This window comes from Nonomuraea sp. ATR24 (genome assembly GCF_041950485.1).
GTDB lineage: Bacteria > Actinomycetota > Actinomycetes > Streptosporangiales > Streptosporangiaceae > Nonomuraea > Nonomuraea ceibae.
On sequence record NZ_JBGNUU010000014.1, the window covers coordinates 103,572 to 122,154 of the forward strand.

Consider the following 18,583-nt stretch of genomic DNA (forward strand, 5'->3'; position numbering starts at 1 on the left):
CACGAGACTCGGGGCATGACGGAGACGAAGCCGACACCGGCGCGAACGATCCGGCTGGGCCCCGGCGGATCGGTCATCGAGGTCCTCGCCACCCCGGCGGAGACCGGCGGGACCGTGAGCCTCTACAGGTGGCGCATGTCGCCCTCCAGCCGGGGCCCTTCCCCGCACTTCCACACGACCTTCAGCGAGACCTTCGTCGTCGAGGAGGGCGAGGTCGGCTACTTCGACGGGCGGGCCTGGCGGACCCTGCGGGCCGGGGACACCGCGCACGCCGCGGCGGGCGCCGTGCACGCGATCCGGAAGGACCGCCCCGAGCCCGCCACCCTCCTCATGGCCCTCTCACCGGGCGTGCCCCGGGAGGAGTACTTCGCGCGGCTCGCCACCGTGACCGAGCGCGACCAGGGCAGGCTCCACGAAGCCCACGACAACCATTTCGCCGGCCTTGACCTTGACGAGAACCAGGAAGACAGCTGATGACGAGCAACGACCTGCGCGGCGCCCTCAAGGGGCGCGTGCTTTTGCCCGGTGACGACGGCTTCGACCAGGCTGCCACCGCGTGGAACCTGACCGTCGGGCAGCCGGTGGCCGCCGTGGCGGAGGCCGCGGACGCCGGCGACGTGGCGGCGCTCGTCCGCTACACGCGCCGGGCGGGCCTGACGGTGACCGCGCAGCCGAGCGGCCACGGCGCCTCGGGTGACGTGGAAGGCGTGATCCTGCTGCGTACCGGCCGGTTGAACGAGGTGGAGGTGCGCGCGGAGGAGCGCGTGGCCCGGGTGGGCGCGGGCGCGAAGTGGGGGCAGGTGCTGGCGGCGGCCGGCCCGCTGGGGCTGGCCGGCCTGTCCGGCAGCGCGCCCGGGGTCAGCGTGACCGGCTACACCCTGGGCGGCGGGATCGGCTGGTTCAGCCGCGCGTACGGCTTCGCCTCCGACAGCGTGCGCGCCCTCGACGTCGTGGACGCCGACGGTGAGCCGGGCCGGGTGACCGCCGAGTCCGACCCCGACCTGTTCTGGGCGCTGCGCGGCGGTGGCGGGGACTTCGCGGTGGTGACCGCCGTCGAGCTGGAGCTGTATCCGGTGCCGGTCCTGTACGGCGGGCGCGTGATCTGGCCGCAGCACCGGACCGGGGAGGTGTACGACGCGTTCCTGGAGATCACCGCCGAGGCGCCGCGCGAGCTCAGCGTCTGGATCAACCGGTTCCAGCCGCCCGGCGCGCCGCCGATGGTGACGCTGGACCTGGCCTACCTGGGTGAGGCGGCCCGGGCCGAGGACCTGCTGGCGCGCCTCGGCAAGATCGAGGGCGCGCTCTCCGACAGCCGGGGCGTCGTCCCCCTTGCCGAGCTGGGCGGCATCACCGCCGAGCCGACCGACCCGGCCCCGTCCATCGCCCGGGCGGAGCTGCTCACCGGCCTGGACGCGGACGCGGTGGAGCGCCTGCTGGCCAAGCCGGTCGAACCGCTCATCAACGTGCAGATCAGGCATCTGGGCGGGGCGCTCGCCGAGCCGGGCGGCGGTGCCGGTGCGAGCGGCGCGCTGACCGAGCCGTACCTGCTCGGGCTGCTGGGGCTCGGGCTGCCGCACGCGGCCGACGCGACGCGCGCCAAGCAGGCCGAGGTCGTGGCCGACCTGGAGAGCCGCGTCAGCGGACGCAAGCCGTACACCATGCTCTCCCCCGGCGACACGGCGGCGCAGTCCTTCTCCGCCGGGACGCTCGCGCGGCTGCGGGAGATCAAGCGGGCTCGTGACCCGCACCACGTGTTCCGCGCGAACTACCCGGTGCTCGGGTAGCGGGGGCGGGCCAGGCGCTGGAGCTGCCCGGTGTGCACGTCGCTCACCCATTCCCAGCCGGGCTCGGCCGACGGCCCGATCCGGGGGTCACTCGGCTCGTGGCCGTCCCGCAGGGCGTGCACGTACGCCCGGTCCAGGGTGATCCGGGCGCGGACCTGGCCCGCTCCGCCGGCGGAGCCGTGACCGGGGACGACGACGCCCGCGTCGCCCGCCACCTCCTCCAGCAGCCGCAGCGCCTCCAGGTAGTCCTCGACCGGGTCGGCGGCGTCCAGGTCGAGCATCGGGACCAGGACGTCGGAGAGCATGTCGCCGGCGACGAGAACCCCGCGTTCCTCGATCAGCAGCGCCGCGTGGCCCGGCGCGTGCGCCCGGTGCTCGACGATCCGGACCCGGGGACCGTCCCAGGGGATGTACGCGGTCCCGGCGGGCAGGCCGGTGATGTCGCCGAGCAGGTCGAGCGGCACCTGCCCGGCGACTTCCGTGCCGATCAGGTGGTCGGCGACGCGGGCCTTCGCGTCCGGGTCCGCGAGCTGGTCGCGTACGGCGGCCGCGCAGCGCGCCGTGCCGTGGCGGGGCACCTGGCCGAGCCGGGGGTGCCAGAGCAGGTGATCCCAGTCGGGATGGGTGGAGAACCCCGCCACGACGGGCTGTCCCAGCCCGTGCAGGTCGTCCGCGAGGCAGCCGAGCTCGGCGCCGGTCACGCCGGGGTCGATGAGCAGCACCCCGGCCGCGCCCCGCACGACGACGGCGTTGGTCCGCACGAACATGCTCTGGTGGATCAGCACCCCCTCGGCGACCTGCGTCAGCATGGCCACGCCCGGCGGCCCGCGGTCGTCGTGCGGTGCCGGGGCGCCTGCCCGGGCTCGGTGCCGTTCATCCGCCGCCTCCTGCGATGGGTGCTGAGATGCCGAAGGGAGCCGTGCCCCGCCAGGTCGCACAGCCTGGCCGGACGGGGCGCCCGCCGGTAGGGTCCGATCCTATGGGGCGTTCGAGGACCGGTTCCGGCCTGGCCGAGGACCTGCTCATCGAGCTGGACCGCGACGCCGGGGTGCCGCTGCACCGGCAGATCGAGACGTCCATCCGCGCGGGCATCCGGGCCGGCCGGCTGCGGGCGGGCGCCTCGCTGCCGCCCTCCCGCACCCTGGCGGCCGGGCTCGGCGTCTCCCGTGGCGTGGTCGTGGAGGCCTACCAGCAGCTCGTCGCCGAGGGCTACCTCGCCAGCCGGTCGGGCGGCTACACGCAGGTCGCCGCGTCGATGCCGCCGGTGGCCGCCGGCGCGGGCCCCGCGACCCCGGCGGCGCACGGCCCCGGCTTCCGGGTCGACTTCGGGTACGGGCGCACCGACGTGTCGCAGTTCCCCCGGGCCGCCTGGCTGCGCTCGGTCCGCGCCGTGCTCACCGCCACGCCCAACGACCGGTTCGCCTACCTCGACGGTCGTGGCGTGCCGGAGCTGCACACGGCCCTGTGCGACTACCTCAACCGGGTGCGCGGCACCTCGGCCGCGCCGGGCCACGTGGTCGTCTGCGGCGGCTACGGGCAGGGCATCGCGCTGCTGATCCAGGTGCTCGTCCAGCACGGCGCCAGGCGGATCGCCCTGGAGGACCCCTCGTCGAACGACGACGCCCTGGTGCTGGCCCGCGCCGCCGGTCTGGAGGTGGTCGGCGTCCCGGTGGGCCCGGACGGCGTCGAGGTCGGCGCGCTCCACCGGGCCGACGCCGACGCGGTCGTGCTCACGCCGTCGCACCAGTGGCCCACCGGCGGAGTGCTGTCGGCCCCGGCGCGGGCGGAGGTGATCCGCTGGGCGAAGCGGCGCGGCGCGCTCGTGATCGAGGACGACTACGACGCCGAGTACCGTTACGACCGCTCGCCGGTCGGCGCCATGCAGGGCCTGGCGCCCGATCACGTCGTCTACTGCGGCACGGCCAGCAAGACGCTCGCGCCCGGGTTGCGGCTCGGCTGGCTGGTCGTGCCCGCCCGGCTGGTGGGCGACGTCGCCGCGGCGAAGGTGCTCGCCGACCGGGGGTCGCCGGTCATCGACCAGCTGACGTTCGCCGACTTCCTGGCGCGCGGGGAGTTCGACCGCCACCTGCGCCGGATGCGCCCGGTCTACCGCCGCCGCCGTGACGCGCTGCTGGACGCCCTGCGCACCCAGCTGCCCGAGCTGCGACCGGCCGGGATCGCCGCCGGGCAGCACGTGGTCGCCTGGCTTCCGTCCGGCCTCGACGAGGCGGAGGTGGTGGCCGCCGCCGCCCGGCGCGGGCTCGGCATCCACGGCGTCGGCCCGTACCGGATCACCGGCGCCGGGCCGGGCGGCCTGATCTTCGGCTACGCCATCCTGGGCGAGGCCGCCATCGCCGAAGGGGTCGCGCTGCTCGCGGCGGCCGTGCGCGAGGTACGGGAACGCTGAGGCCATCAGCGTGCCGGGCGGATGTTCTGGTTCAGGTGGAACACGTTGGCCGGGTCGTACGCGGTCTTGAGCTCGGTCAGCCGGGCCAGTTTCGCGGCCGGGTACGCCCGCCGCACGCCGCTCTGCCCCTCGGCCAGCTCGTCGGCCGTCAGCGAGTTGACGTACACCCCGCTCGCGTACGGTTCGAGCGACGCCCCGGCGGCGCGGGCGGCGCCCATCCTGGCGTCGTCCTCGGCCGGGTCGGTCCAGCGGGACCCGGCCCCGAACTCGAACATCGTGCCCCGGTGGCCGAACGCCGCGTCCGCCTCGGGGACGTCGGCGATCGCGCCGCCGTGCGCCTGCAGGCCGACGCCCGGCAGGTACGGGTCCGCGCTCAGGTCGGCGCCGCCGCGCAGCAGGAACGCCTCGATCGCCGCGGTGGGGAATCGCCGCAGGTAGTGCGCCTTGGCGTAGCGGCGGTAGGCGTGGCCGCCGGTGGAGTCGTCGCGCCGCTGGAGTTCGAGGTAGGACGGGGTGGTGACGCGTGAGGCGACGGGACGCCCGAGCGCCCGCATCGCGGGGAGCAGCCGGCGGCCCTCGTCCGGGTCGCCGACCCACACGAACCCGGCCGTGGCGATCGGGCCTTCCGGGCCGCTGCCGACGCCGGCGGTGAACGTCGCCTGCCGGGGCGCGACGGCGTTCAGGTCGCGCCAGCCCTCGAGGACCGGGACGGCGTCCTCGGCGCGGAAGTCGAACTCGGCGACCAGCGTCCGCGTGCCCGTGTGATGCAGCCGGAACTCGAACTCGGTGACGACGCCGAAGTTGCCGCCGCCGCCGCGCAGGCCCCAGAACAGGTCGGGGTTCTCGGCACGGCTCGCGGTCACCACGTCCCCTTCGGCGGTGACCATCGTGTACGAGATGACGTTGTCGCAGGCCAGGCCGTACTGGCGGGCCAGCCAGCCCATGCCGCCGCCGAGCGTGAGCCCGCCGACGCCGGTGTGCGAGACGTTGCCGGCGGTGGTGGCCAGGCCGTACGCCTGGGACGCGCGGTCCAGCGCGCCGAGCAGCGCGCCGCCCTGCACCCGGGCCCGGCGGCGGGCCGGGTCGATCCGCACGCCGCCCATGGGCGTCAGGTCGATCATGAGTCCGCCGTCGGGGACGGCGAAGCCGGCGGCGTTGTGGCCGCCGCAGCGCACGCCGATCTCCAGGTCCAGCTCCCGCGCCAGCCGCACGGCGGCGACCACATCGGCGACGCCCGCCGCGCGGACGATCATCCGGGGCCGCCGGTCGACCATGGCGTTCCAGACGGTGCGGGCGCTGTCGTAACCGGCGTCGCCGGGGGTGAGGAGCCGGCCGTCGAAGCGAGTCGCTGTCGTTGTCATGCCCTGAGCGTGACACCGATCGGTACCCTCGATAAGGGCCGATCGCGCAGCCGCCCGGAGGACCAATTCCGGCCCCGCATCTGCAAACGCCCGGGCATCTGGACCGGAGCCGGGACCCTGGCCCTTCAGGGGCTGGCCGCCAGGCCGGCGAGGCCGGCGCGGGCGCGGGACTGCTCGGCGAGGTCGCCCACCTCGACGGCCGCGTCGAGCGCGTCCCGGTAGAGACGCCGCGCCCGGCCGGCCTCGCCGAGCGCCAGTGCGGCCGTGGCCAGGCCGTTGAGGGCCTTGGCCTCGCCGCGCCGGTAGCCGAAGCGGCGGTACAGCTCCAGGGCGTCGCCGTGGTGCGCGCCCGACTCGCCCGGCCGGCCGAGCCGCAGGCAGGCGATGCCGAGGTGGTGCAGGGCGTCGGCCTCGCCGCCCCGGCTGCCGATGGCGCGGAAGATCTCCAGCGCCTCGCGGTGCAGGGCGTCCGCCTCGGCGAAGCGGCCCTGCCGTTCCTGGGCGACACCGAGGTAGTCCGTGGTCACCGCCTCGCCGAAGCGGTCGCCGAGCTCGCGGAACAGCTCCAGCCCCCGGCGCAGCGCGGCGAGCGCGCCCTCGTGGTCGCCGGTCGCGGCCCGTACGTCGCCCAGGCCGGTCAGCGCCCGCGCCTGGCCGCGGCGGTCGTCGGCGGCCCGGCAGGCGGTCAGGGCCCGGTCGAAGTGCTCCGCCGCGAGCCGGTGGTCGCCCTGCAGGTGGTGCACCCAGCCGAGGTCGGTCAGCGCCCGGCCCTCACCGGCGGGGTCCGCCAGCCGCCGGGCCGCCTCCAGCGCCCTGCCGTACAGGGTGCGGGCGTCGTCGTGCAGCGCGTGGTCGTACAGGTAGCGGTAGAGGGTCGTGGCCAGCGCCCCCGTGTGGGCCGGCCAGTCGGTGTCGCAGGCGTGCGCGGCGGTCCGTACGAGATTGCCGCGTTCGGCGTCGAGCCAGGCGAGCGCTTCGGCGGCGTCGCGGAAGCGCGCCGCCGGGCGGCCGGTCCTCGGCCGCCGGTGCGCGCTGTCGGGATAGAGCAGGTCCATGGCGGCTGAGGCGGTGCACAGGTGGTGGTCGAGCAGCCGGGTCATGGCGGCGTGGCGTTCGGCGGGCGGTTCCTCGGCGGCGGTGTCGTGGGCGTACTGGCGCAGCAGGTCGTGGAAGCGGTAGCGGCCCGGCTCGTGCTGCTGGAGCATGTGCGTGTCGAGCAGCGACTCCAGCGTGTCCTCGGCGTCGGCTACGTCGAGCCCGGCCAGCGCGGCGGCGGCGGGCGGGGTGACGTCGCGGCCGGGGTGGAGGCCGAGCAGGCGGAACAGGTGGCGCTCGGTGTCGTCGAGCTGCTGGTAGGACAGGGCGAACGCGGCCGCCACGCCGCGCTCGGCGGTGGCCAGCTCCGACAGCCTGCGCCGTTCGTCGCGCAGGCGCTGGGCCAGGTAGGCGACGCTCCAGCGGGGCCGGTGCCGCAGCCGCGCCCCGGCGATCCGTACGGCGAGCGGCAGGAACCCGCACAGCAGCAGGACCTCGGCCACCGCGTCCGGCTCCCGTACGGCGCGCTCGCCCACGATCCGGGTGAACAGGTCGGTGGCGTCGGCGGCCGGCAGCACCTCCATGGGCAGGGACCGGACGCCGTCGAGATCGGTCAGCCGGCGCCGGCTGGTGATGAGGACGAGGCTGCCGGAGGGGCCGGGGAGCAGCGGGCGTACGTGCGCGGAGTCGGCGGCGTTGTCCAGGACGACGAGGACGCGGCGGCCGGCCAGCTCGGCCCGCCACAGCGCGGCGCGCTCCTCCAGGTGGGCGGGGACGGCCTCGGCGCGGACGCCGAGCTGGCGCAGCAGGGCCTCCAGCGCCTCGGACGTGCTCACCTGCTGCCTGCCCGCCGTGTGCGCGTGGAGGTCGACGAAGAGCCGGCCGTCGGGGTAGTGGTCGGCCAGCTGGTGGGCGGCGCGCACGGCGAGGGCGGTCTTGCCGATGCCGGCCATGCCGTCGATCGCGGTGATCGACGGCATGGGGCCGTCCCCGGCGATCAGCTGGGTCAGCTCGGCGGTGCGGCCGGCGAAGTCGGCGACGTCGTAGGGCAGGTACGTCGCGCTCTTCCCCTTCGGGCTCTCGTCGGCCCGTACGTCAGGGCCCTGGAGCACGGTCTCTTCCACGGACAGGAACGCGGGCCCCGGGTCGAGGCCCTGCTCATGGGCCAGCCGGGACCGGTAGGCGCGTCCGGCGGCCAGCGCGTCGGCCTGCCGTCCGGCGCGGTGCAGGGCCAGCATGAGCTGCCCGGTCAGCCGCTCGCGCAGCGGGTGGGCGGCCAGCTCCGCGCCGAGCCGGTCGATCAGGTCCTCGTGGCGTCCCTCGGCGAGCTCCAGGTCGGCCAGCCGTTCCACGGCGGTCAGCCGCCGGTCCTCCAGCCGCGCGCGGGCGTCCGGCGCGTACTCCGCCTGCACGTCGGCGAACGCGGGCCCGCGCCACAGCTCCAGCGCCGAACGCAGCCGCCCGGCGGTGTGCCGTGGATCGTCCTCGGCCGTGGCCGTGAGCGTGGTGAAGTCCTCCAGGTCGAGCTGGCCGGGCCGGGTGGTGAGCACGTATCCGGCCACGCTCGTCCGGAGCTGGTCGGCCACGCCCGCCGCGCGCAGGACGCGCCGGATCGCCGCGAGCGCGGCGTGCACCTGGGCGCGCGCGGTGTCCGGCGGCGCCGGCCCCCACACCGCGTCGATCAGCCGTTCCACGCTCTGGGCGCGTCCCGCGTGGAGCAGCAGGTGGCCGAGGAAGGCACGGTGCCGGGGGGCGAGGGCGGGCAGCGGCCGGTCGCCTGCCGAGACCTCCACGGGACCCAGGATCAGGAAACGCGCAGACACCCCAGGATCGTACAAGTCACGGCATATCGGCGCTCCATAGCTCGCGCATAGCCGGCGCATCAAAGCCCTTGCCGAGACTCGTCAGCGGAAAGCGGCAACCAACTCTGCTGAGGAGTCACTCATGGAAGCACGGATGAAGAACCCCGCCCTGGTGCTGCCGGGCGCGATGCAGGCGCTGCTCGCGCTCGGCAAGGCGGCCGACCAGGCCGGGCTGCCGAAGGTCACGGTCGACCTGGTGCTGCTGCGGGCCAGCCAGATCAACGGGTGCAGCGTGTGCGTGGACATGCACGCCAAGGACCTGCGCAAGCAGGGCGAGAGCGACGAGCGGCTGTTCGCCGTGGCCGCCTGGCGCGAGACGCCGTACTTCACCGACGCCGAGCGCGCCGCGCTCGCCCTGACCGAGGAGGCCACCCGGCTGCCCGACGGCGGCCTGGTCAGCGACGCGGTGTGGGACGAGGCCGCGGACCACTACTCCGAGCAGGAGCTGGCCGGACTGCTGCTGCAGATCGCCACCGTCAACCTGTGGAACCGCCTCAACGCCGCCACCCGTCAGATCGCGGGCGCGGCATGGTGAGCGTCGCCCTCGTCACCGGGGCCACCAGGGGCATCGGCCTGGCGACCGCCCGGCTGCTGACCGAACGCGGCGTCACCGCGATCGTCGGCGCGCGCGACGAGGCCGCCGCCGAGCGGCTCGGCCTGCCGTACGTGCGCCTGGACGTCACGGACCCGGCCGCCGTCCGCGCCGCCGCCGAGCGGATCGAGCGGGAGTACGGCGGGCTCGACATCCTCGTCAACAACGCCGGGATCGTCCTGCCCGACGGGCCGCCGAGCCAGGCCACCGCCGAGCAGGCCCGGCTCATCTACGAGACGAACGTGTTCGGCGTCATCGAGGTCACGAACGCGATGCTGCCGATGCTGCGCCGCTCCCCCGCGGGGCGCGTGGTGAACGTCTCCAGCGAACGCGGCTCGATCACCCGCGCCCTGGACCGTCGGCACCCGCTGTGGCCGATGCTCAACGTGACCTACTGCTCGGCCAAGGCCGCGCTCAACATGATCACCGTGTCCTACGCCAAGGAGCTGCTGGACACCCCCGTCAAGGTCAACGCGGTCGACCCGGGCTGGGTGAAGACCGACATCAACCACGGCGCCGGGATCAAGACGCCCGAGGAGGGCGCCGCGCCGATCGTGGCCATGGCGCTGCTCGGCCCGGACGGCCCCACCGCCGCCTTCGTCCAGGACGAGGGCCCCATCCCCTTCTGAAGGAGTACATGCATGCGTGACATCGTGCGAGGCCAGGTGTTCCTGCCTGGCGACGACGGGTTCGACCGGGCCGCCGCGCCCTGGGCGATCGGGGTGCGCCAGCCGGTGGTCGCGGTCGCCGAGGTGGCCGACGCCGCCGACGTGGTGGCGCTCGTCCGCTACGCCCGCCAGGCCGGGCTGACCGTCACCGCCCAGCCGTCCGGTCACGGCGCCTCCGGTGACGTCGACGGGACGATCCTGGTGCGCACCGCCCGCCTGGACGAGATCACCGTCGACCCGGCCGGGCGGGTGGTCCGGGCCGGGGCGGGCGCGCGGTGGGGGCAGGTGCTGGCCGCCACCGGCAAGCACGGCCTCACCGGGCCGGCGGGCAGCAGCCCGGTGGTGTCCGTCGCCGGGTTCGTCGCCGGCGGGGGCGTCTCCTGGTTCGGCCGCGCGTACGGCTGGGCCGCAGACTCCGTGCGCGCGTTCGAGATCGTCGACGCCGGGGGCGAACAGGTGCGGGTCACGGCGGACTCCGACGCCGACCTGTTCTGGGCGCTGCGCGGCGGTGGCGGCGACTACGGCATCATCACCGCCGTCGAACTGGACCTGTACGAGGTGCCCGGCCTGTACGGCGGGCGCGTCGTGTGGCCGGCGGAGCGCACCGGCGAGGTGTTCGAGGCGTTCCGGGCCATCACGGCCGACGCGCCGCGCGAGCTGTCGCTGTGGCTCAACCGGATGGCCCCGCCGCCCCCCGCCCCGGCGACCGTCGGCATCGACGTGACCTTCCTCGGCGGGGCGGCCGAGGCGGAGGACCTGCTGGCCCCGCTGGCGGCGATCGGCGGCAGCCTGTCGGACAGCCGCGGCCCGATGGACGTCGCCGACCTGGGCGCCATCGCCGCCGAGCCGGTCGACCCCAGCCCGATGCTGGCCCGCACCGAACTGCTGACGGGGCTGCCCGCGGACGTCCTCGCGGACGCCGACCTCGCGCCGCTGCTGAACCTGCAGATCCGGCACCTGGGCGGCGCCCTGGCCGAGGCGCGCCCGGACGGCGGCCCCGGCGGCGCGCTCGGCGAGCCGTACCTGCTCTACCTGCTCGGGCTCCGGCTGCCGCACCTGGCCGAGGCGGTGCAGGCCAAGCAGGCCGCGCTGGTGGCCCAGCTGGGCGAGGCGGTCAGCGGGCGCAAGCCGTACACCTTCCTCGCCCCCGGCGAGAGCGCCGCCCAGGCCTTCCCCGCCGAGGTGCGGGCACGCCTGGAGCGGATCAAGCGCGAGCGCGACCCGGGCGGCGTCATCCGCGCCAACTTCCCGATCACGAGCTGAGCCCGTACCCGCCTGCGACGAAGGGCTCCGGATCCACCCCGGAGCCCTTCCTGCCGTCGGGTATGTCGCGGTGCTTCGGGTGTCGCTCGGTAGTGAACTGTGCGCCTCAGCTTCACCAAGATCCCGGGATTCGGCTACATTCATGACAATGGCCATGTTCACCTGCGCCACGTGCGGTACGGCTGTGACGTTGGACCTGGAGGAGATCGGCTACCCCGCTGATCTCCAGCCCGGTCGTGAGCTCGGCCTGGCTGACGAGAAGCCGCAGCTGATCCCGCGAGGCAGGTTCGCGGTCAATCCGCGGCCGGTCGGATGGAAGCCGTACATCGCGATCGCGGGGCACGGCCGCGAGTTCGTGTCCGACGGGCCAGGCAGGTCGATCGTGGTGAACGCGGCGGACATCATCGCGTTGGCTCCCCCTCCGGATCCCCCGGCGGGCGGATGCTGCGGCTGGGGCCCGGACGACGGGCCCAACCTGGCGTGCGAGGCATGTGGCAGGGAGCTCGCCACCGAGGTGAACGACTGCGGCATGCGCTGGTGGTGGGTCACGCTCTTCCTCGACGGCGTGCTCGGCGCTCCTCCCTCGCCCTCTGCGCGAAACCCGCCTGCTGCCCAGCGGAGGCATGACAAGATGCGACGGCTGCGGTGACCCAGGACGGATCGCTCCCGGGACCGGCCGAAGGGCCGTGATCCTCGTGGCAGAGCTCCCGCGCCGTCCTTGCCGTAGCCGGCGACCTTGAAGCCTTCGGCGTACAGGTCGCCGGTACGCTTCTGCGTCCCGGCGTACGTGGACGCGGCTGCGACCAAGGCGTACCCATCGAGACCATCGCCGATCTCGTCGGGCACGCGGGCACCAGCGTCACGGAAGCGGTCTACCGGCACCAGCTACGGCCGGTGATCACCAAGGGTGCCCAGACGATGAACACGATCTTCGGCGACAGCCGACACGGGTAGAGAGTCCGAGTGAGATGGCTCCCCGATTGGCTCCCATTGACTTCCCAGACATGCAGAAAGGGCCCCGGATCTGCTCCGAAGCCCCTCTGACCTGCTACTTCCTGGTGGGCGATACTGGGATCGAACCAGTGACCTCTTCGGTGTGAACGAAGCGCTCTCCCGCTGAGCTAATCGCCCGCCCTGTGCGGCTCCTCGCGGTGCCGACGGGGAAAACCATACCGCACTCCCGACCCCCTGGCGAAACGGTTGCTCGGCGGGGGCGGGAGGCGGCCGGGCGGGATTCGGGTGAAAGGCGGCGGTTGCCCATCAGCGGGAGGGCCGGGTGGCATACCATCGTCGTGTCCCGGGTAGACGCGGACCGTGATCCATCTCAGGAACGTTCTTGGTGCGCTCGCCGGGACTGGCCCCACAACACGCAAAACCCTCGCAAATACGACCCGATTGATGCCGTTTAGCCAGGTAGATGCCCAAATGTCCAGCTGTGAGTTGCGTTACAGAAGGGCCTTGGAGCGGAATCTTTCCTACAGGTTTCTTCGTTCCGCGTCATAGCTCCGGACGAAGTCCGCCCAGAGCAGTGCAAGCCCCGTAGAGGGGACCTACGACGAAAAGGTTTGGCTGACGATGAACAGCACCACCGTCTCCGCCGAGCTTGGCCTTCGGCTTGTGGTCCCCGACCGTAGTACCGTCCCCCTGCTCGCCGGGCTGAGCTACACAGCCGACGACCCGTACGCCATCCGCATGGCTTTCCACGTAGGGAACGACGAACCGGTCGAGTGGATCTTCGCCCGTGAGCTGCTCACGGTGGGCATCGTGCGCCGGGTCGGCGACGGTGACGTGCAGGTGTGGCCGGCGCGCAACGACGGCGAGCGGACCCTGCACATCAGCCTGACCTCGCCGTTCGGGCAGGCGCTCTTCGAGGTGCCGCTGGCCCCGCTGACCGAGTTCCTGCACCGCACGTACGAGAAGGTGCCGGCCGGCCGCGAGACCGACTACATGGACCTGGACGCCGAGCTGACCAACATGCTCTGGCCGTCCTGAGTCAGGCGGGCAGCTTCTCCAGGGTCTTGCGCATCCGGGCGATCTCGATGCGCTGGCCCGCGTAGACGTCCCTGGCCATCATGCGCATGCGCTGGTCCTTGCCCTCGGCCAGCTCCTCCCCCGCCATCTTCACCGCGCCCTCGTGGTGCCGGATCATGAGCTGCAGGAACATCCGGTCGAACGCGCCGCCGCGGGCGGCGCGCAGCGCCTGGAGCTGTTCCTCGGTGGCCATGCCGTAGCCGTCGCCGCCGCGGTGGGCGTGGCCGCGGGGGGCGGGGCGGCCGACGAGCGCGAGCCAGTTCGTCATGAGGTCGATCTCGGGCTGCTGGGTGAGCGCGATCTGGTCGGCGAACCTGCGGACCTCCTCGCTGCGGCCGCGGTTGGCGACCAGGCTCGTCATCTCCAGGGCCTGGCGGTGGTGCGGGATCATGCCTTCGGCGAAGCGTACGTCGGCGGCTGCGGGGGTGGCCGCGCCCTGCCCGACGCGTTCGCCGGGGGTGGCCGTGCGGCCCGGCGCGCCGGGCTTTTCGGGCACGATGACGGGCGCTCCGGTGCCGACCGCCGACGGCCCGCTCGGCGCCTGTGAGCAGGCAGCCAGGGCGTTCAGCATCAGAACTGTGACCAATAGTGCGCGCATTCCGGACCTCGCTGGCATAGCTTCCATACTGAGCTATGAAACGAGGGGGACAGGCGTGATCTTGGCCAGGCTACGGGGGGCCGTGCTGTGCGCGGCCGTTCTGCTCGTATCCGCATGCGCGGCGGGCCCGGAGCGACCACCGCAGGCCGATCCGCCGGGCACCACGGCCGGGACGCCGGCGGGCCAGGCGCTCAAGCCGGGCGAGATCCGGATGAGCGACAACGTCAAGCACGTGGCGAACGTCCCGCGCGCCGCCCCGCTCAACGGCCCGATGGACTGGAACACCGACCTGGCCTTCCAGGGCGACTACGCGTACATGGGCAACTTCGGCGGCTTCACGGTCTTCGACATCAGCGACCCGGCCAACCCCAAGACGGTGAGCCAGGTGGCCTGCCCGGCCCAGCAGAACGACGTGTCGGTCTACCGCGACCTGCTGATCCTGTCGGTGGACGAGCCGCGCAGCGGCGAGGGCTGCGACTCGACCGACGGCGAGCGCGCCTGGGAAGGGCTGCGCATCTTCGACATCAGCGACAAGTCCAGCCCTCGGTTCGTGTCGGCCGTGGCGACCGACTGCGGCTCGCACACGCACACGATGGTGCCCAAGGACGACACGCTGTTCGTGTACGTGTCGTCGCCGGGGCCCGAGCCTGAGTCGACGACCTGCCCGCCGCCGCACAAGCTGATCCAGATCGTCGAGATCCCGATGGCCAACCCGGCCGCCGCCCGCGTCGCGGCCTCGCCCGACCTGCCCATCCAGGGGCACGAGGAGGCCACCGGCTGCCACGACATCACCGCCTACCCGGAGAAGAACCTGGCCGCGGCCGCCTGCTTCGGCGACGGCTTCCTGCTGGACATCGCCGACCCGCTCAACCCCAAGCTGCTGCAGCAGGTCAGCGACCGGGAGAACTTCCAGATCTGGCACTCGGCGACGTTCAACAACGACGCGACCAAGGTGCTGTTCACCGACGAGCTCGGCGGCGGCTCGGCGGCCACCTGCGACCGCAACACGCCCGCCACCAAGGGCGCCGACGCGGTCTACGACCTGGTCGACGGCCAGTTGCAGAAGCGCGGCTACTTCAAGATCCCGCGTGAGCAGCAGGAGGACGAGAACTGCGTCGCCCACAACGGCTCCCTGCTGCCCGTGCCGGGCAAGGACATCATGGTCCAGGCCTGGTACCAGGGCGGGGTGTCGTTCGTCGACTTCACCGACTCCGACAACCCCAAGGAGATCGGCTTCTTCGAGCGCGGCCCGTTCGACGGTGACGACGGCGGCATCGCGGGCTCGTGGTCGGCCTACTACTACAACGGGTACGTGTACTCGGCGGACATCCGGGAGGGCCTGGACGTGCTGCGGATCGACGACCCGCTGACCGACCCGGCCGCGAAGGTGGAGATGGCCGACTTCAACGTGCAGACGCAGAAGAGCTACTGAGCGGCGCGCCAGCCGCTGTAGGCGGTGGTCCAGGACGAGGTGAGCACCGCGCCCTGGACCGGCGCCCGCCATTCGACGGCGAACCGTGACGGCAGGCCGTGCGCGCCGAGCGTGAGCGTCCAGACGAGGGTGCTGCGCGCCAGCTCGTCCCTGCTCCAGCCGCCGGCGATGTCGCGCAGCAGCTCCTGGACGTCCTGCGGGGCGTCCGTGGCGGCCACCTCGCCGCGGTGGACGTCTCCCGTACGGTTCACGCCGGTGGTGGCGGCGGCCAGCGCGGCGGCGGTGCCGGTGGAGGCCAGGACGGCGATCACGCGGGCGTGGTCGGCCACGCCTTCGGGGACCCTGCCGGGGCGGCCGTCGCGGACGGTGACCTCGACGGGCCTGTTCTCGGAGGCGGGCGAGATGACGGTCATGGCGAGCTCGGCGCCGCCCCGGCGGTGGGCGATGCGGCCCCGGGCGTCGGCGTAGAAGTCGCTCTGCGACAGCCCGCCCTCGTAGGTGAAGTCGGCCGCCGGGGTGCGCGCCAGCGCCTGCCGTAAGGAGGCGGCGAGCGACGGCCCGGCCGGCGGGGAGGCGGCGGGCAGGGGGCGGACGGCCGCGGTGGTGACGGCGGGGTCGCCGCCGCCCTGCCACCAGGCCAGGCCGGCGGCCACGACGGCGGCCGCGGCCGCGACGGACACCACGCCCGCCGGCGCCCTGTTCCGCCGTCGTGCCGGTGTCGCGCCCTGCCCCGCCATCACGTCTCCGCTCGCCTCGTCATGATCACGCCCGCCGGACCCGGCGGGTCAGGGGTTGAGGTCGGCGGCGGAGCGCTCGGCGAAGACGCGCATGGCCTTGGCCGTGATCGGCCCCGGCGCGGCCGGCAGCTCGGTCTCGTCGACGAGGCTGATCGGCTGCACGTCGCGCGTGGTCGAGGTGAGGAACGCCTCCTCGGCCCCGTAGAGGGCGCTCAGCGGCACGTCGACCTCCTCGGCGCCGAACCACTCCAGGACCAGGGCGCGGGTGACGCCGGCCAGGCAGCCGGACTCGAGCGTCGGCGTGAGCAGCTGCCCGTCGCGCACGATGAAGACGTTGGACCCGGTGCCCTCGCACAGGTTGCCGGCCAGGTTGCCGAAAACGGCCTCGCCGCCGCCGCGCGCCTTGGCGTAGGCCAGGGCCTTGGCGTTGTCGCCGTAGGAGGTGCTCTTGACGCCGGACAGCGCGCCGCGCTCGTTGCGCGGCCAGGGCACGACGGTGACCTTGGCCGTGGCGGGGAACGGCTTCTGCTCGTCGACGATGACGACGCAGGTGGTGCCCTGGTCGCCGCGGTCGGAGCCGAGCGGGCCCGGGCCGCTGGTGTAGGTGATGCGGATGCGGCCGAGCGCCCAGGCGGGGGCGGCTTCCAGGCACCGGGCGACGCCGTCGGCGATCGCGTCGAGGTCGGGCTCCGGCAGGTCCATGCGGCGGGCCGACAGCGCGAGCCGGTCGAGGTGGCGGGTGAGCGCGAAGACCTCGCCGCGGACGATCTTCACGGTCTCGAAGACGCCGTCGCCGACCATGAGCCCGTGGTCGAACACCGAGACGGTGGCCTGCGCGGGGTCGATCAGCTCTCCGTTGACCCAGACCGGGATGTTCATCGATTTCCTCCTGAGGATGCCAGTGCCATGAGCCTGGACGCCTTGAGCTCGGTTTCGAGCCACTCTCGCCGGGGGTCGCTGCTCCAGGTGATGCCCGCTCCGGTGCCGAAGCGGATCTCGCCGCCGCTCATCCAGAACGTCCTGATGCCGACGGCCAGCGCCGCCGTGCCCCGGTCGGCGTCGACCCAGCCCACTGCCCCACAGTAGGGCCCGCGCGGCTCGGGTTCGAGCGCATTGATGATGCGCAGGGCCGACGACTTGGGCGCGCCGGTGACCGAACCGGGCGGGAACGTGGCGGCGAACAGCTCGGGCCAGCCCGCTCCCGGCGCGAGCCTGGCGCGCACGGTGGAGACGAGGTGGACGAGCCCGGGGTGCTCCTCGACGGCGCACAGCCGGGGCACCTCTACGGTGCCGACGGCCGCGACCCGGCCGAGGTCGTTGCGGACCAGGTCGACGATCATCACGTTCTCGGCGTGGTCCTTCTCCAGCAGGTCGCCGGCGGTGGCGCCGGTGCCCTTGATGGGGCCGGACTCGACGACGTCGCCGTCGCGCGACAGGTAGAGCTCGGGCGAGGCGGACACGACGGCGAGGCCGGGCACCTGGATGACGCCCGCGTAGGGGGCGGGGTTGCCCTCGGCGAGGCGGGCGGCGAGGGCGAGCGGGTCGGCCCCGTCGGGGAGCGGCGCGGTCAGCACCCGGCACAGGTTGGCCTGGTAGACCTCGCCGCGTTCGATGTGGTCGCGGATGGTGCGGACGCCCCGCTCGTAGGCGTCCTGGTCGAGGGAGCCGCGCCAGTCGCCGGGGCGGGGGCCCTGCCAGGGGGCGCGCGGGCGGGGCAGCGGGGCCTGGCGCACCTGGTCGAAGCGGGCGCAGGTGACCTTGCCCTCGAAGCCGACCACGACGGCCCACCAGCCTTCGGAGTCGAGCGCGGCCAGGTCGGTGGTCACGTCACGCAGCCCGGTGGCGAGCCGGCCGTTCAGGTGGGCGAAGCCGTACACGCTTCCCATTCTTTCAGCATTCGGACAAACTCCAGCGCCGCAGGCAGTGGCGCTTCGGGCAGGGCAGCGTACACCTTCCGTACGGGCAGCTCGTCCCGCAGGGGGCGCAGCACGAGCCCGGCGGGGACGGCGCGGGCGGCGAGCTCGGGGACGAGGGTGACGCCGAGCCCGGCGGCGACGCAGCCGAACTTGCCCGACCACTCGGCCACCCGCAGCCCGCCGCGCGGGGTGAACCCGGCGGCGGCGCAGGCGGCGGCGAGCAGCGTCGGCTGGCCGCGCGGCGCCGCCTCGATCCACCGTTCGCCGGCCAGCTCGCGCAGGTCGACGGCGTCCTCACCGGCCAGCCGGTGCCCGTGCGGCAGGCAGACCAGCAGCCGGTCGTCGCGCAGGTGGACGACGCGGCCGCCACCGCTGGGCAGCCCGGCCGGGTAGTCGCTGATCACGGCCAGGTCCAGCGCACCGGCCTGGAGCCGTTCGGTGAGGCGAGGGCTGAGCGCTTCGACGAGCCGCAGCTCCACGCCGGGCCGCCGGTCGGCGAAGCGGCTGAGCGTCGCGGGCACCAGCTCGGCGTTGGCGGTGGCGAACGCGCCCACGCGCAGCGTGCCGCCGCTGCCGCCGTGGATGGCGGCCAGCTCCTCGCCGGCCCGGTCGAGCCGGTCGAGCACCGCGACGGCGTGCCGGTGCAGCGCGGCCCCGGCGGGGGTGAGCCGCACGCCCCTGGGCAGCCGCTCGAACAGCGGCCCGCCGGCGGCGCGTTCCAGGGCGGCGACGCGCCGGGAGACGGCCGACTGGGTCTGGCCGAGCAGCTCGGCGGCGGCCGTGAACGAGCCGCCCCTGGCCACCTCGTCGAACAGGCGCAGGGCCGCGGTGTCGAAGGCATTCACGTCAGGCATGGCTGGCATGCAATCTAGTCGGTGGTGGAATACCGTGCGAATC

At 73.9% G+C, this 18,583-nt stretch carries 17 protein-coding genes and 1 tRNA gene; 9 read left to right on the forward strand and 9 right to left on the reverse strand.

Annotation, left to right across the window (positions count from 1 at the left end):
• The first annotated feature begins 15 nt into the window (after positions 1-15).
• Complete coding sequence (locus ACBI99_RS30055) at positions 16-474, forward strand: cupin domain-containing protein (protein ID WP_375074034.1); 459 nt, start codon at positions 16-18, stop codon at positions 472-474.
• Positions 474-1,784, forward strand: a complete 1,311-nt coding sequence (locus tag ACBI99_RS30060; RefSeq protein WP_375074035.1) for an FAD-binding oxidoreductase — start codon at positions 474-476, stop codon at positions 1,782-1,784. The genes ACBI99_RS30055 and ACBI99_RS30060 overlap by 1 nt, the downstream gene beginning before the upstream one ends.
• On the opposite strand, the gene ACBI99_RS30065 is transcribed toward ACBI99_RS30060, so the two are convergent.
• Entirely contained in the window at positions 1,766-2,593 is an 828-nt protein-coding gene (locus ACBI99_RS30065; RefSeq protein ID WP_375074036.1) for an MBL fold metallo-hydrolase, read from the reverse strand. The two genes, ACBI99_RS30060 and ACBI99_RS30065, sit on opposite strands and share 19 nt — an antisense overlap.
• A 170-nt stretch (positions 2,594-2,763) precedes the next feature.
• Here ACBI99_RS30065 and ACBI99_RS30070 point away from each other — a divergent pair, with 170 nt between their 5' ends.
• Positions 2,764-4,191 carry a PLP-dependent aminotransferase family protein gene (locus ACBI99_RS30070; RefSeq protein ID WP_219502093.1) on the forward strand — a complete coding sequence of 476 codons (1,428 nt, stop codon included), beginning with the start codon at positions 2,764-2,766 and terminating at the stop codon, positions 4,189-4,191.
• A gap of 5 nt (positions 4,192-4,196) precedes the next feature.
• On the opposite strand, the gene ACBI99_RS30075 is transcribed toward ACBI99_RS30070, so the two are convergent.
• Both ACBI99_RS30075 and ACBI99_RS30080 read right to left on the reverse strand, forming a co-directional pair.
• Entirely contained in the window at positions 4,197-5,552 is a 1,356-nt protein-coding gene (locus ACBI99_RS30075; protein ID WP_375074037.1) for an FAD-binding oxidoreductase, read from the reverse strand.
• Positions 5,553-5,677: 125 nt separating this feature from the next.
• A complete protein-coding gene (locus ACBI99_RS30080; RefSeq protein ID WP_375074038.1) occupies positions 5,678-8,410 on the reverse strand; it encodes a BTAD domain-containing putative transcriptional regulator in 2,733 nt (910 codons plus the stop codon).
• Between the two features lie 121 nt (positions 8,411-8,531).
• On the opposite strand from ACBI99_RS30080, the gene ACBI99_RS30085 reads away from it, so the two are divergent.
• The 4 genes from ACBI99_RS30085 to ACBI99_RS30100 all read left to right on the forward strand — a co-directional run bounded on the left by ACBI99_RS30085 (position 8,532) and on the right by ACBI99_RS30100 (position 11,621).
• Positions 8,532-8,984, forward strand: a complete 453-nt coding sequence (locus ACBI99_RS30085; protein ID WP_219502089.1) for a carboxymuconolactone decarboxylase family protein — start codon at positions 8,532-8,534, stop codon at positions 8,982-8,984.
• The gene (locus ACBI99_RS30090; RefSeq protein ID WP_375074039.1) at positions 8,978-9,670 is read left to right on the forward strand and encodes an SDR family oxidoreductase; all 693 of its coding nucleotides are present in this window, start codon (positions 8,978-8,980) and stop codon (positions 9,668-9,670) included. Before ACBI99_RS30085 ends, ACBI99_RS30090 begins: the two co-directional genes overlap by 7 nt.
• 12 nt (positions 9,671-9,682) lie before the next feature.
• Positions 9,683-10,972, forward strand: a complete 1,290-nt coding sequence (locus ACBI99_RS30095) for an FAD-binding oxidoreductase (protein ID WP_375074040.1) — start codon at positions 9,683-9,685, stop codon at positions 10,970-10,972.
• A 184-nt stretch (positions 10,973-11,156) separates the two neighbouring features.
• On the forward strand, positions 11,157-11,621 hold the full coding sequence (locus tag ACBI99_RS30100) for a hypothetical protein (protein WP_375074041.1): 465 nt from the start codon (positions 11,157-11,159) through the stop codon (positions 11,619-11,621).
• Between the two features lie 407 nt (positions 11,622-12,028).
• Here ACBI99_RS30100 and ACBI99_RS30105 read toward each other — a convergent pair.
• Positions 12,029-12,103 (reverse strand) — tRNA-Val (locus ACBI99_RS30105).
• A 444-nt stretch (positions 12,104-12,547) separates the two neighbouring features.
• On the opposite strand from ACBI99_RS30105, the gene ACBI99_RS30110 reads away from it, so the two are divergent.
• On the forward strand, positions 12,548-12,964 hold the full coding sequence (locus ACBI99_RS30110) for an SsgA family sporulation/cell division regulator (RefSeq protein WP_049570603.1): 417 nt from the start codon (positions 12,548-12,550) through the stop codon (positions 12,962-12,964).
• A gap of 1 nt (position 12,965) precedes the next feature.
• On the opposite strand, the gene ACBI99_RS30115 is transcribed toward ACBI99_RS30110, so the two are convergent.
• Positions 12,966-13,574 carry a DUF305 domain-containing protein gene (locus tag ACBI99_RS30115; protein ID WP_375074042.1) on the reverse strand — a complete coding sequence of 203 codons (609 nt, stop codon included), beginning with the start codon at positions 13,572-13,574 and terminating at the stop codon, positions 12,966-12,968.
• A gap of 82 nt (positions 13,575-13,656) precedes the next feature.
• Between ACBI99_RS30115 and ACBI99_RS30120 the strand changes: the two genes are divergently transcribed.
• Entirely contained in the window at positions 13,657-15,033 is a 1,377-nt protein-coding gene (locus ACBI99_RS30120) for a hypothetical protein (RefSeq protein ID WP_308125653.1), read from the forward strand.
• On the opposite strand, the gene ACBI99_RS30125 is transcribed toward ACBI99_RS30120, so the two are convergent.
• The 4 genes from ACBI99_RS30125 to ACBI99_RS30140 all read right to left on the reverse strand — a co-directional run bounded on the left by ACBI99_RS30125 (position 15,027) and on the right by ACBI99_RS30140 (position 18,540).
• The gene (locus ACBI99_RS30125) at positions 15,027-15,716 is read right to left on the reverse strand and encodes a hypothetical protein (RefSeq protein ID WP_219502052.1); all 690 of its coding nucleotides are present in this window, start codon (positions 15,714-15,716) and stop codon (positions 15,027-15,029) included. The two genes, ACBI99_RS30120 and ACBI99_RS30125, sit on opposite strands and share 7 nt — an antisense overlap.
• A gap of 102 nt (positions 15,717-15,818) precedes the next feature.
• Positions 15,819-16,649 carry an aminotransferase class IV gene (locus ACBI99_RS30130; protein WP_219502050.1) on the reverse strand — a complete coding sequence of 277 codons (831 nt, stop codon included), beginning with the start codon at positions 16,647-16,649 and terminating at the stop codon, positions 15,819-15,821.
• On the reverse strand, positions 16,646-17,656 hold the full coding sequence (locus ACBI99_RS30135; protein ID WP_375074043.1) for a chorismate-binding protein: 1,011 nt from the start codon (positions 17,654-17,656) through the stop codon (positions 16,646-16,648). Before ACBI99_RS30135 ends, ACBI99_RS30130 begins: the two co-directional genes overlap by 4 nt.
• A complete protein-coding gene (locus tag ACBI99_RS30140; protein WP_246644312.1) occupies positions 17,626-18,540 on the reverse strand; it encodes a LysR family transcriptional regulator in 915 nt (304 codons plus the stop codon). The genes ACBI99_RS30135 and ACBI99_RS30140 overlap by 31 nt, the downstream gene beginning before the upstream one ends.
• Between the last annotated feature and the right edge of the window lie 43 nt (positions 18,541-18,583).